This is a genomic window from Micromonospora sp. NPDC092111 (genome assembly GCF_044755745.1).
Lineage (GTDB): Bacteria > Actinomycetota > Actinomycetes > Mycobacteriales > Micromonosporaceae > Micromonospora.
On the sequence record NZ_JBIVRQ010000003.1, the window covers coordinates 34,117 to 46,929 of the forward strand.

Here is a 12,813-nt window from a genome sequence, read left to right on the forward strand (position 1 = left end):
AGGGTCCCACGGGTGGCGCGGACGGCGCCAGCGCTTGTCGGCGTGGCGCTCGGTGTGTCGTTGCTGCCGGCGACGCCGGCGTTCGCGCACAACTCGCTGACCGGCAGCAATCCGGCCGACGGAGCCCGGATCGCCGCCGCGCCGGCCCGGATCGAGCTGCGTTTCCTCGCCAAACCAGACCCGCGTACGACGAAGATCACAGTGGTCGGACCGGACAACGTGCCCGCCGCGGGTGGCGCACCGGCGTTCACCGGCAGCCGGGTCAACGTGCCGTTCTCGCCGGGGGCCGCCGGCCTCTACATCGTCGGGTACCAGATCGCCTCCAGCGACGGTCACCCGGTGAAGGGGGAGGTGCGGTTCACCCTCACCACCGGCACCCCCGCCGAGTCGCCGTCACCGTCGGCCACCGCGCCGGCCAGCACCGCGCCGGCCAGCCCCTCCGTCGCGCCCGTCAGCACCGGGCCGTCGTCGGCCGCGCCGGCCCCGGCCGCCGCCGGGCAGGACTCGGGCGGCGCGGGCTGGCTCTGGGCGGCGGGCGGCCTGGCGCTGCTCGCCGCGCTCGCCGCCGGCCTGTTCCTGCGCCGCCGCGCCGCCCGCTCCTGACCGGGTACGCCGAAGGGCCCGCCGGTCACCGGCGGGCCCTTCGGTACGCCGATCAGACCAGCCGGACGCGGGCGGCGCGCAGCCGGGCCAGGGTGCGCTCCCGGCCGAGCACCTCCAACGACTCGAACAGCGGCAGCCCGACGGTGCGGCCGGTGACCGCGACCCGGACCGGCGCCTGCGCCTTGCCCAGCTTCAGGCCACGCTCCGCGCCGACCGCCTCCAGCGTCGACTTCAGCGAGTCGGCGTCCCAGGACCCCAGCGCCTCGTAGCCGGCGATCGCCGCGTCCAGCAGCTCGGCCGCGCCCTCCTTCATCGCCTTGGCCCAGGCCGCCTCGTCGGTCAGCGGGTCGGCGAGGAAGAGGAAGTCCACGTTCGGCACGATCTCGCTGAGCACCGCGATCCGGGTCTGCGCCAGCGGGGCGACCGCGGCGAACGCGTCGGCGTCGAACTCCTCGGGCTGCCACGGCGGCGGGGCGATGGTGTCGGTGCCGGTGAGCCACGGCTGGCAGGCCGCGACGAACTCGTCGACCGGCAGGGCGCGGATGTACTCGCCGTTGAACGCGCGCAGCTTCTTCTCGTCGAAGAAGGCGGGGGACGGGTTCACCTCCTCCAGCCGGAACTCCTCCTCGATCACCGACCAGGGCACGATCTCCCGGTCGCCCGAGGGCGCCCAGCCGAGCAGCATCAGGTAGTTGCGCATCGCGTCGGCGAGGTAGCCCTCGTCCCGGTACGCCTCCAGGGCGACCTTGTCGCGGCGCTTGGAGAGCTTCTGCCGCTTCTCGTTGACCACGACCGGCACGTGCGCCCAGACCGGCGGCTTGACCCCGAGGGCGTCCCAGAGCAACTGCTGCTTCGGGGTGTTGGGCAGGTGCTCCTCGGCCCGGATCACGTGGGTGATCCCCATGGTCATGTCGTCCACGACGTTGGCCAGCAGGAAGACCGGGGAGCCGTCGCCCCGGGCGATGACGAAGTCCTCGATGAGCTTGTTCTCGAAGGTCGGCTCGCCGCGGATCAGGTCGACCACCACGGTCGTGCCCTCGTCCGGGGTGCGGAAGCGCAGCGCCCGCCCCTCGCCCGGGCCGAGACCCCGGTCGCGGCAGAAGCCGTCGTAGCCCTGGTACTGCGAGCCGGTGCGGGCCTGCACCGTCTCCCGGGTGCAGTCGCAGTAGTAGGCGCGGCCGGCGTCGAACAGCCGCTGGGCGGCGGCGCGGTGCTCCCCGGCGTACGACGACTGGAAGTGCGGACCCTCGTAGCTGCCCCGGGCGATGCCGATCCAGTCCAGCGCGGACAGGATGCCCTCGGTCCACTCGGGCTTGTTGCGGGCCGCGTCGGTGTCCTCGACGCGCAGCACGAACACCCCGCCCTGCTGCTTGGCGTAGATCCAGTTCTGCAGCGCCGAGCGGGCGCCGCCGACGTGGAACATACCGGTCGGGGAGGGGGCGAAGCGCACACGTACCGTCACGCCCTCCAGCCTACGGCCGGCCGCGACCGAGATTCGCCAGGGGGCCGGATGCGGAGGTCCGGCCCCGGCGGACCGCGCGCGTCTCCCGGACCCGGCCGGCGGGCGAACCGTCCCGTCAGCGGACCGCGCGGATCTTGAGGACCAGGGCGCTGCCGAGCAGGGTGACCGCCGCGGTCACCGCGTAGAGCGTCGGGTAGCCGCCCAGGTGCACCACGATCGGGGCGGACAGCGCCGGGCCGAGCACCTGCGGCGCCGAGTTGGCGATGTTGATCACGCCGAGGTCCTTGGCCCGGTCGGTGGCGCGCGGCAGCACCTCGGTGATCAGCGCCGCGTCGACCGACAGGTAGACGCCGTACCCGGCGCCGAGCAGCACGGCGGCGACCAGCGCCGTGGACCAGACCGGCGCCACCGCCAACAGCAGCGCGGCCACCGCCATGACGACCCCGGAGACGATCACGTAGACCTTGCGCCTTCCGGACCGGTCGGACAGCACGCCGGCGACCACGGCGGTGAGCATCATCCCGAGGGTGTAGAGCAGGATCAGCACCAGCAGCCCGCCCTCCGGGTCGGGGTGGCGCACCGCGTCGGTGAGGAAGTACAGCAGGTAGAGGGTGCCCAGGGCGTTGCCGATCTGGACCAGGAACCGGGTGATCCAGGCCCAGGCGAAGTCCGGGTGCCGGCGCGGGTCGATCCACATCGAGGCGGCCAGCGCGCGCAGCCGCAGCGGGGCGCGGTGCGCCCGGGGCAGCGGGTCGTCGGCGGTGAGCAACGCGAACGGCAGCGACAGCAGCAGCACCGCCAGCGCCATCGCCGTGTACCCGGCGACCGTGCCGCTGACCACGGCGGTGACCAGCACCGCGCCGACCACCAGGCCGAGCGCCTGCGGGATGCCCACCCAGCCGGAGACGCCGCCGCGCTGGACCACCGGCACCCGGTCCGGGATCGCCGCGGTGAGGCTGGCCAGCATCGCGTTGAAGCAGACCTGGGCGGCGACCCAGCCCAGCGCCACCCCGGCGATGGTCTGCTGCCGGGCCAGCAGCACCAGCGCCAGCGCGCCGAGCACCGCCCCGCCGGCCGTCCAGACGTGCCGGCGGCCGAACTCCCGCCCGCCCAGCCGCAGGCAGGTACGGTCCGACAGGGCTCCGGCGAGCGGGTTGGCCAGCACCGCCGCGAGCGCGCCCAGCCCGGTGACGACCGCCAGCATCGCCTCCTTGTCGCCGGGGGCGATCCGCTCCACCTGCTGCGGCAGCAGCACCTGGATCGGGGTGAAGAAGGCCATCCAGACGCCGAGGTTCGCCGCGAAGATCAGCGCGATCCAGCTCCGCCGGACCGGCACGGCCGGTTCGGCGAGCGCCGCCGGCAGCGAGGCCGGCGTCGGGCCGACGGTGGTCATCCCCGGCCGACCTGGTCCCGGTACCAGGCGTACGAGGACTTGGGGGTGCGCACCTGGGTGTCGAAGTCGACGTGCACCAGGCCGAACCGTTTGGTGAAGCCCTCGGCCCACTCCCAGTTGTCCAGCAGCGACCAGACGAAGTACCCGGTCACGTCGACGCCCGCGTCGATCGCCGCGAGCACCGCCCGCAGGTGCCCGTCGAGGTAGCCGATCCGGTCCGGGTCGTGCACCCGACCGTCGGCGTCCGGGACGTCGGGGTAGGCGCAGCCGCTCTCGGTGACCTGGATCGGCGGCAGCGCGTCGCGGTAGCGGTCCCGCAGCCCGACGAGCAGGTCGCGCAGCCCGTCCGGCACCACCGGCCAGTCGAACGCGGTACGCGGGTACCCGTCCAGCGGGACCAGCTCGAACGGCAGCGGGGAGCCCGCCGCGGGGGCGCGTACGCCGGTTGGGTTGTAGTAGTTGACCCCGAGCACGTCGACGGGTGCGGCGATCACCGCCAGATCGCCGTCGCGGACCACGCCCGGGTCGAGACCGGGCGGGTAGCCCAGGCCCATCAGCGGGTCGGTGAAGAGCCGGTTGTGCAGCGCGTCGTACGCCGCCCCGGCCGCCCGGTCGGGGTCGGTGTCACCGGAGACGACCACCGGCGAGTAGTTGTTGGCGATGGCGACCGGGCTGGTGGTGCGGGCGCGCAGCGCGGCGACCGCCAGCCCGTGCCCGAGCAGTTGGTGGTGGGCGGCGGGGAGGGCGTCGAGCAGCAGGAACCGGCCGGGGGCGTGCAGGCCGGTGGCGTGGCCCAGGCTCAGGTGGATGAACGGCTCGTTGAGGGTGATCCAGAGCTTCACCCGGTCGCCGAGCCGGGCGGCGACCAGGTCGGCGTACTCGGCGAAGTGGCCGGCGGTGTCCCGGTGCAGCCAGCCGCCGGCGTCCTCCAGCGGCTGCGGCAGATCCCAGTGGAACAGGGTGGCGACCGGGTCGATGCCGGCGGCCAGCAGGTCGTCGACGAGCCGGTCGTAGAAGTCCAGGCCGGCCGGGTTGACCGGGCCGGTGCCGCCGGGCCGGACCCGGGGCCAGGCGATCGAGAACCGGTACGCCGACACCCCCAGGCCGGCCATCAGCGCGACGTCCTCGCGATGCCGGTGGTAGTGGTCGCAGGCCACGTCGCCGGTGCTGCCGTCGACGATCCGGCCGGCGGTGTGGGCGAAGGTGTCCCAGATGGACGCTCGCCGGCCGTCGGCGTCGGCAGCCCCCTCGATCTGGTACGCCGAGGTGGACACCCCCCAACGGAATCCGGCGGGGAACCCGGGGATCGGCGCGGTCGTCATCCAGCCTCCCAGAACGCGAAACGTGCTCGCGACTCTAGGGCCCGGAGTCCGGATGCGCCATAGGCGCGGAGCGATGCGGACGCAAGGCTTTTCGGCGTGTCTTAACCAAACACGTCCTGGTAAGTCCGATTTAGCGCATAGAGTGCGGAATATCGCGGATGTCCTCAGTGGGGGAAGACAGAAATGATCCTCGTGGAACGCAGTGCGCACGTGGTGGCGCCGGTGGAAGCCGTCTGGGACGTCGTACAGCGGGCCGAGCAGTTGCCGGCCTGGCTGGCGGGCGTCCGGGCGGCCGAGGTCCTCTCGGGGGAGGGCTTCGGGCGGCGACAACGGGTCCAGGCCGGGCGCGGCGCGGCGCACGAGGCCGAGGTGATCGCCTACCAGGAGCCCAACCTGATCGGCTGGCGCGAACGCGCCAAGGGGGCCGGCGCCCGGGCCGAGGCGCGCACCGAGATCTACGTGCAGCTCACTCCCGACGAGGAGGAGGGCGGCACGATCGTCCGGCTCATCGTGGTCCGCTGGCCGGCCGGTCCGGTCAAGGGCGCCCTGCTGCGCCTCGGACTGCGGCGGGTCGGCGCCGACCTGGAGGACTCGCTGGCCCGGCTCACCGATCTGGCCGCCGTCGGCTGACCGGGCCACGTCCCACGGCGCCACCCGCGCGGCGGTGGCCCGGCTCCCCGCCAGGGACGCCGGGCCACCGCCGGCCCGTTCTCCTGCCCGCCCGGTGGCTGGCCGGGTAGGTGACACCGCCGTCCCGCGTGCGCCCCGCATCAAGATCGTGCTGCTTCCTGGATGTAGTGGCATCCGGACGCGTCGAGGCCACTACATCCAGGATCGAGCGCGATCTTGCGCTTCCGGAGTGGTTGGGCCGGGGCGTGGCGGGGAGGGACGCGGCGGAGAAGGCGCGGCCGGGAGGGGCGTTACTGAGGGGGGTGCGACGAAGGGCCCGGTGCGGAATGCGGAATGCACCGGGCCCTTCGTCGTACGCGGGGACTAGCTGTCGCCGCCGGTCTCGCCGACCGGGGCGGCGTTGACGTCGTCGATGGCGTACTTCTTGGCGGCCTCGGCCGGGACGGTGGCCGGCACCGCGCCGCGCAGCGCGAGCTGCCGCAGCGCCGCGACCGTCACCGACTCGGCGTCGACGTTGAAGTGCCGGCGCAGCGCGTGCCGGGTGTCCGACATGCCGAAGCCGTCGGTGCCGAGCGAGGTGTAGTCACCGGGTACCCAGCGGGCGATCAGGTCCGGTACCGCGCGCATCCAGTCGCTGACCGCGACCTTCGGCCCGTCGGCGTCGGCCAGCTTCTGCTGGATGTACGGCACCCGCTGCTCGGCGCCGGGGTTGAGCAGGTTGTGCTCCTCGCACTCCACCGCGTCGCGGCGCAGCTCCGTCCAGGAGGTGACCGACCAGACGTCGGCGGCCACGCCCCAGTCCTGGGCGAGCAACTGCTGCGCCTTCAGCGCCCACTGCATGCCGGTGCCGGAGGCCAGGATGTTCGCCTTCGGACCGTCGACCTGCGGGGCCGCCGCGTACCGGTAGATGCCCTTGACCAGGCCCTCGACGTCCACCCCGGCCGGCTCGGCCGGCTGGTGGATCGGCTCGTTGTAGATGGTCAGGTAGTAGAAGATGTTCTCCTGCACCGCGCCGTACATCCGGTGCAGGCCGTTCTCCACGATGTGCGCGATCTCGAACGCGAACGCCGGGTCGTACGCGACCACCGCCGGGTTGGTGGCGGCGATCAGCATCGAGTGGCCGTCCTCGTGCTGGAGCCCCTCGCCGTTGAGCGTGGTCCGGCCGGCGGTGGCGCCGAGCACGAAGCCCCGGGCCATCTGGTCGGCCGCCGCCCAGAACCCGTCGCCGGTGCGCTGGAACCCGAACATCGAGTAGAAGATGTACATCGGGATCATCGGCTCGTCGTGGGTGGCGTACGACGTGCCGGCGGCGGTGAACGAGGCGACCGAGCCGGCCTCGTTGATCCCCTCGTGCAGGATCTGCCCGGCGGTCGACTCCTTGTACGACAGGAACAGGTCCCGGTCGACCGAGGTGTACCGCTGGCCGTGCGGCGAGTAGATCTTGGCGGTCGGGAAGATGGAGTCCAGGCCGAAGGTGCGCGCCTCGTCCGGGATGATCGGCACCCAGCGCTTGCCGAACTCCTTGTCCTTCATGATGTCCTTGAGCAGGCGGACGAAGGCCATCGTGGTGGCCACCTTCTGCTTGCCCGAGCCGCGCTTGACGTCGGCGAACCGCTCCGGGCCGGGGATGGCCAGCGACTTGAAGCTGGTCCGCCGGGACGGCAGGTAGCCGCCGAGCTGCTGACGCCGCTCCTTGAGGTACGCCATCTCGTCGGAGGACTCACCCGGCGAGATGTACGGCGGCAGGTAGGGGTTGTCCTCCAGGACTTTGTCCGGGATGTCCAGGTAGAGCCGGTCGCGGAAGAGCTTCAGGTCGTCCAGCGTCAGCTTCTTCATCTGGTGGGTGGCGTTGCGGGCCTCGAAGTGCGAGCCGAGCGTCCAACCCTTGATGGTCTTGGCCAGGATGACCGTCGGCTGCCCGGTGTGCTCGCTCGCCGCCTTGTAGGCCGCGTAGAGCTTGCGGTAGTCGTGGCCGCCCCGCTTGAGGTTCCAGATCTCGTCGTCGGACAGGTCATCGACCATCTTGCGGGTCCGCTGGTCGCGGCCGAAGAAGTGCTCCCGGACGTACGCCCCGGACTCCGCCTTGTAGGTCTGGTAGTCACCGTCGGGGGTGGTGTTCATCAGGTTGACCAGCGCGCCGTCGGTGTCCGCGGCGAGCAGCGGGTCCCACTCCCGGCCCCAGACCACCTTGATGACGTTCCAGCCGGCGCCCCGGAAGAACGCCTCCAGCTCCTGCATGACCTTGCCGTTGCCCCGGACCGGGCCGTCCAGCCGCTGGAGGTTGCAGTTGATCACGAAGGTGAGGTTGTCCAGCTCCTCGCGGGCGGCCACCCCGATCGCGCCCAGGGTCTCCGGCTCGTCCATCTCGCCGTCGCCGAGGAACGCCCAGACGTGCTGCTGGGAGGTGTCCTTGATGCCCCGGTGCTGGAGGTAGCGGTTGAACCGGGCCTGGTAGATGGCGTTCAGGCCGCCGAGCCCCATCGAGACGGTGGGGAACTCCCAGAAGTCCGGCATCAGCCGGGGGTGCGGGTACGACGGCAGCCCGCCGCCCGGGTGGGACAGCTCCTGGCGGAACCCGTCGAGCTGGTCCTCGCTGAGCCGGCCCTCCAGGAACGCCCGCGCGTACATGCCGGGGGAGGCGTGGCCCTGGTAGAAGATGTGGTCGCCGCCACCCGGGTGGTTCTTGCCCCGGAAGAAGTGGTTGAAGCCCACCTCGTAGAGGGAGGCGGAGCTGGCGAAGGTGGAGATGTGCCCGCCGACGCCGATCTCCGGGCGCTGCGCCCGGTGCACCAGCATGGCGGCGTTCCACCGGACGTACGCCCGGATCCGCCGCTCGATGTGCTCGTCACCCGGGAACCACGGTTCGCGCTCCGGCGGGATGGTGTTGATGTAGTCGGTGGTGGTCAGGGACGGGACCCCGACCTGGCGCTCGCGGGCCCGCTCGAGCAGGCGCAGCATGACGTAGCGGGCGCGCTTGGTCCCGCGTTCGTCGATGACACCGTCGAGCGACTCGACCCATTCGCCGGTCTCTTCAGGGTCGATGTCCGGAAGCTGGCTCGGCAGACCAGCGGTGATCACCGGGCGCTTGCGTTCCGTAGCCACAGGCGTTCCCTCGGTTGTGTGTGGGATAGGTCTCTGCCGCCATCCTGCCCCCTGGTGGCACCCGTCGTCACGCCTAGGTCCCCCCGACGCGACGCTCAACACAGGTACCCACCAGTAACTTCGCGCCCTGTTGCGCCGGTCGACGTCCCTTGCGCGGCCCTCCTACCCTCCTGCCATGCGGTGGTGGCTGGCGCTGCTCGGCGCGCTGATGACCGGCCGGCTACTCCGCCACCGGGCCGACCGGTGACGTCGGGTCCGACGGTTCCGGTGGGGGCTGGCCCGGTGACAGCGGCTCCGGTGGTGGTGACAGCGGCGGCGGTAGCTGACCCGGTGCGGCAGAATGCGCCGTATGCGCAGTGAGGTGATCACCGTCCGGACCGGCTCCCGCCCCACCGTCCTGGACATCACGGCCGAGGCCGAGCGGTTCGTCTCCGGGCAGGGCGACGGCCTGCTGCACGTCTTCGTGCCGCACGCCACCGCCGGCCTGGCGATCATCGAGACCGGCGCCGGCTCCGACGACGACCTGCTGCGGGCACTCGACGACCTGCTCCCCGCCGACGACCGGTGGCGGCACCGGCACGGGTCGCCGGGCCACGGGCGGGACCACGTGCTGCCCGCCTTCGTCCCGCCGTACGCGACGCTGCCGGTGCTCGGCGGGCGGCTCCAGCTCGGCACCTGGCAGTCGTTCTGCCTGGTCGACCCCAACGGCGACAACCCGTCCCGCCAGGTCCGCTTCTCCTTCCTGCCCGGCTGACCCGCCCGGCCCGGTGTCGGTACCCGGTCAGGTGGGAAGGGCCCGGTGCTCCTGGTTGCCGCCAGCGGTACGGGGGCCCTCCTCGTCCGGGTGGGAGGATGGTCAGTCGCGGGCCCTCGCCCAGGTGACGAAGCGTTCGGTCAGGTTCGGCCCGCCGGAAGCGCCCGTCGGCGGCGATCTCCCGCCGCACCGCGACCGGACGAACGCGTCCGGTGAGGCACCCGACGGCGGAGCTGGTCAACGTGGACCATGCGTACGATCGGGGAATGACGCAGGGTGCCGGGCCGGGCCTGGGCGACCGTGCCGGGTTGACCGGCGAGACGGTGCGCCGGCTCCTGCACGTCGCCGACGCGATCCGGCACGACCAGGAGGTCGCGGTGGCCGAGCTGGGGCTCACCCCGGCGGCGGCCCGCGCGCTGCACGAGTTGGACCCGGACCGCCCGTCGCCCGGCCGGGACCTCGCCGAGCAGTTGGGATGCGACCGGTCCAACGTGACCGCCCTGGTCGACAAGCTGGAGCTGGCCGGGCTGGTGGTCCGCCGGGTCGATCCGGCCGACCGGCGGCAGAAGGCGCTGCTGGTCACCGCCGAGGGTCGCCGGGTGCGGGACCGGGTCCACCAGGTCATGTCGGCTTCCCGGTTGCTGGCGGGGCTGACCACCGACGAGTTGTCCGCCCTGCGCGAGTTGGTCTGGAAGGTCTCCGACGGGGGCTGTCCCGAAAGGTGCGGGCAGGACTGAGGGGCCGTGTCTGACTGTGCGACGCTGGCCTCCGTCGGTAATGCTGATCGCGTGACCACCCCGCAAGATCTCGACGACCGGTTCCGGGAGACCCTGGGCGCGTTGCCCGAGCCCGAGCAGCGGCGTGACCCGGCGCGACCGGTACGTGCCGGGGCCGCGTTGACCGGGCGTCAGCTACTCGCCCTCTTCGACGCCCAGATCACCAGCCGCCAGCTCGACCTGGCCGGCCGCTGGCTGCGCAGCTTCGACGAGGGCTTCTACACCATCGGCTCGGCCGGGCACGAGGCCAACGCGGCGGTCGCCGCCGCGTTGCGGCCCACCGACCCCGCGCTGCTGCACTACCGCTCCGGGGCCTTCTACTGCCTGCGCGCCGCGCAGGCCGCCGGTGAGTTCCCGGGCGGGGACACCCCGGCCGACGGGGCGACCGCCGACGGCGACCCGGCCGACGGCACCCCCGCGACGGCCGAGGACCCGGACGACCCCGGCTTCTCGACGGCCGAGGATCCGGACGACGGCGGCTTCTCGACGGCCGAGGACCCGGACGACGCCGGGTCCTCGACGGGCGGCGATCCGGACGGCGGTGCCGCCGGCGAACCGCGTGCCGAGCCGGTGGGCGCGACGGCCGACCCCGGGCGCCCCGACGCGCCGCCGGCCGCGGCTCCCGCCCCGGTCGTCGCGGTCGCGTACCAGGTGGGAATCGACGGGACCACCGAGCCGGTGCCGCTCCGCCCGCCCGCCGAGAACGCGGCCTCCGCAGCCGAGTCCGGGTCCGGGTCCGCCGCCAGCCCGGCTGTCACGGGTGCCGTCCCGCCCGTTGTCCCGCCGGAGCCGGCCGACGTGCGGCAGGACGCGTACGCGGCGGCGGCCCGGGACGTGCTGCGCGGGATGGTCGCCTCGGCCCGGGAGCCGATCGCCGGGGGCCGGCACAAGGTCTTCGGCCGCGCCGACCTGGCCGTCGTGCCGACCACCTCCACCATCGCCTCGCACCTGCCCCGGGCGGTCGGGTTGGGGCTGGCCGTGGAGCGGCTGCGCCGGATCGACGCCGCCGGCCGGCGCGACGACGACGGCGACGGCCCGCTCCGCTCGCCGTGGCCCCGGGACGCCATCGTGGTCTGCTCGTTCGGCGACGCCTCGGTCAACCACGCCAGCGCCACCGCCGCGTTCAACACCGCCGGCTGGTACGACCACGCCGGCCTGCGTATCCCGGTGCTCTTCGTCTGCGAGGACAACGGCCTCGGCATCAGCGTCCGGTCGCCGGAGGGCTGGGTCGAACGGGCGCTGCGGGGCCGGCCCGGGGTGCGTTACTTCACCGCCGACGGCGCCGACCCGGTCGCCACCCACCGGGTGGCCGTCGAGGCCGCCGCCTGGGTGCGCCGGCACCGCCGCCCGGCCGTGCTGCACCTGCGCACGGTACGGCTGCTGGGGCACGCCGGAGCGGACGCCGAGACGGCGTACCGCAGCGTCGCCGAGATCGCCGCCGACGAGGCGCGCGATCCGGTGCTGGCCACCGCCCGGCTGCTCGTCGAGGCCGGGGTGGCCGCCGGGGAGGAGCTGCTGGCCCGGTACGACGAGCGTGGCTGGCAGGTCCGTCGGACCGCCGAGGAGGTCCTGGACGAGCCGAAGTTGACGGCGCCGGCCGACGTGGTGGCCCCGCTGGCGCCCCGCCGGCCGCTGCGGGTGTCCACGGCGGTGGCGCAGGCGGCGGCCCGCGCCGCCGGGCCGGCGGCGGGCGTCCGGGCGGAGGTGTTCGGCGGCAAGCCGCCCGAGCTGGCCGGCCCGCTCACCCTGGCGCAGAGCATCAACGCGGCGCTCGCGGACGGGATGCTCACCCACCCCGGCATGGCGGTCTTCGGCGAGGACGTCGCCGCCAAGGGCGGGGTGTACGGGGTGACCAAGGGGCTGCGGGAGCGGTTCGGCGCGGCCCGGGTCTTCGACACCCTGCTGGACGAGACCTCGGTGCTGGGCCTGGGGCTGGGCGCCGGGCTGGCCGGGATGCTGCCGGTGCCGGAGATCCAGTACCTGGCGTACCTGCACAACGCCGAGGACCAACTGCGGGGCGAGGCGGCCACCATGCAGTTCTTCTCCCAGGGGGCGTTCCGTAACCCGATGGTGGTGCGGGTGCCCGGACTGGCGTACCAGGAGGGGTTCGGCGGGCACTTCCACAACGACAACTCGGTGGCCGTACTGCGGGACGTGCCGGGCCTGGTGGTCGCGGTGCCGGCGCGGCCGGACGACGCCGCGCCCCTGCTGCGGACCTGCCTGGCCGCCGCGGCGGTGGACGGCACGGTCGCGGTCTTCCTGGAGCCGATCGCGCTCTACCACACCCGGGACCTCTACGAGCCGGGCGACAACGAGTGGCTGGGGGCGTACGCCGAGCCGGGCGCCTGGGCGGCGGGCCACGTGCCGATCGGCCGGGCCCGGGTGTACGGCGTCGGCTCGGCCGAGGACGTCACCATCCTCACCTTCGGTAACGGAGTGCGGATGTCGCTGCGGGCGGCGGCGACCCTCGCCGACGAGGGGATCGGCACCCGGGTGGTGGACCTGCGCTGGCTGGCCCCGCTGCCGGTGGCGGACATCATCCGGGAGGCGTCGGCGACCGGCCGGGTGCTGGTCGTGGACGAGACGCGACGTTCCGGCGGGGTCGGCGAGGGGATCATCGCGGCGCTGGTCGATGCCGGATATGTGGGAGCGGCGCGGCGAGTAGCAGGAGTTGACTCGTTTGTACCATTAGGTCCGGCGGCCCGTCATGTCCTGGTCTCCGAGAACGCCATTACCCAGGGTGCCCGTACGCTGCTGGCACGGTAAATTCC

9 protein-coding genes are annotated in these 12,813 nt (G+C 73.3%); 5 read left to right on the top strand and 4 right to left on the bottom strand.

Annotated elements, in window-relative coordinates:
- Window positions 1-42 precede the first annotated feature (42 nt).
- Complete coding sequence (locus tag ACIQG9_RS08685) at window positions 43-603, top strand: copper resistance protein CopC (RefSeq protein WP_400399372.1); 561 nt, start codon at window positions 43-45, stop codon at window positions 601-603.
- Between the two features lie 52 nt (window positions 604-655).
- On the opposite strand, the gene gltX is transcribed toward ACIQG9_RS08685, so the two are convergent.
- The 3 genes from gltX to ACIQG9_RS08700 all read right to left on the bottom strand — a co-directional run bounded on the left by gltX (window position 656) and on the right by ACIQG9_RS08700 (window position 4,780).
- Entirely contained in the window at window positions 656-2,065 is a 1,410-nt protein-coding gene (gene gltX, locus ACIQG9_RS08690; RefSeq protein ID WP_400399374.1) for a glutamate--tRNA ligase, read from the bottom strand.
- Window positions 2,066-2,180: 115 nt separating this feature from the next.
- On the bottom strand, window positions 2,181-3,458 hold the full coding sequence (locus ACIQG9_RS08695) for an MFS transporter (RefSeq protein ID WP_400399376.1): 1,278 nt from the start codon (window positions 3,456-3,458) through the stop codon (window positions 2,181-2,183).
- Window positions 3,455-4,780, bottom strand: a complete 1,326-nt coding sequence (locus ACIQG9_RS08700) for a GH1 family beta-glucosidase (protein WP_400399378.1) — start codon at window positions 4,778-4,780, stop codon at window positions 3,455-3,457. Before ACIQG9_RS08700 ends, ACIQG9_RS08695 begins: the two co-directional genes overlap by 4 nt.
- A gap of 183 nt (window positions 4,781-4,963) precedes the next feature.
- Here ACIQG9_RS08700 and ACIQG9_RS08705 point away from each other — a divergent pair, with 183 nt between their 5' ends.
- Window positions 4,964-5,410: an SRPBCC family protein gene (locus tag ACIQG9_RS08705; protein WP_400399380.1), complete on the top strand. Its 447-nt coding sequence runs from the start codon at window positions 4,964-4,966 to the stop codon at window positions 5,408-5,410.
- 363 nt (window positions 5,411-5,773) lie between these two features.
- Here the strand turns inward: ACIQG9_RS08705 and aceE are convergent, their stop codons facing one another.
- A complete protein-coding gene (aceE, locus tag ACIQG9_RS08710) occupies window positions 5,774-8,512 on the bottom strand; it encodes a pyruvate dehydrogenase (acetyl-transferring), homodimeric type (protein ID WP_400399382.1) in 2,739 nt (912 codons plus the stop codon).
- Between the two features lie 349 nt (window positions 8,513-8,861).
- Between aceE and ACIQG9_RS08715 the strand changes: the two genes are divergently transcribed.
- From ACIQG9_RS08715 to ACIQG9_RS08725, 3 genes are all read left to right on the top strand, one after another.
- Window positions 8,862-9,266 carry a YjbQ family protein gene (locus tag ACIQG9_RS08715; protein WP_400399384.1) on the top strand — a complete coding sequence of 135 codons (405 nt, stop codon included), beginning with the start codon at window positions 8,862-8,864 and terminating at the stop codon, window positions 9,264-9,266.
- A gap of 266 nt (window positions 9,267-9,532) precedes the next feature.
- Window positions 9,533-10,003, top strand: coding sequence for a MarR family winged helix-turn-helix transcriptional regulator (locus ACIQG9_RS08720; RefSeq protein ID WP_400399386.1), 471 nt, complete (start codon window positions 9,533-9,535; stop codon window positions 10,001-10,003).
- A 51-nt stretch (window positions 10,004-10,054) separates the two neighbouring features.
- Complete coding sequence (locus ACIQG9_RS08725) at window positions 10,055-12,808, top strand: thiamine pyrophosphate-dependent enzyme (RefSeq protein WP_400399388.1); 2,754 nt, start codon at window positions 10,055-10,057, stop codon at window positions 12,806-12,808.
- Window positions 12,809-12,813 lie beyond the last annotated feature (5 nt).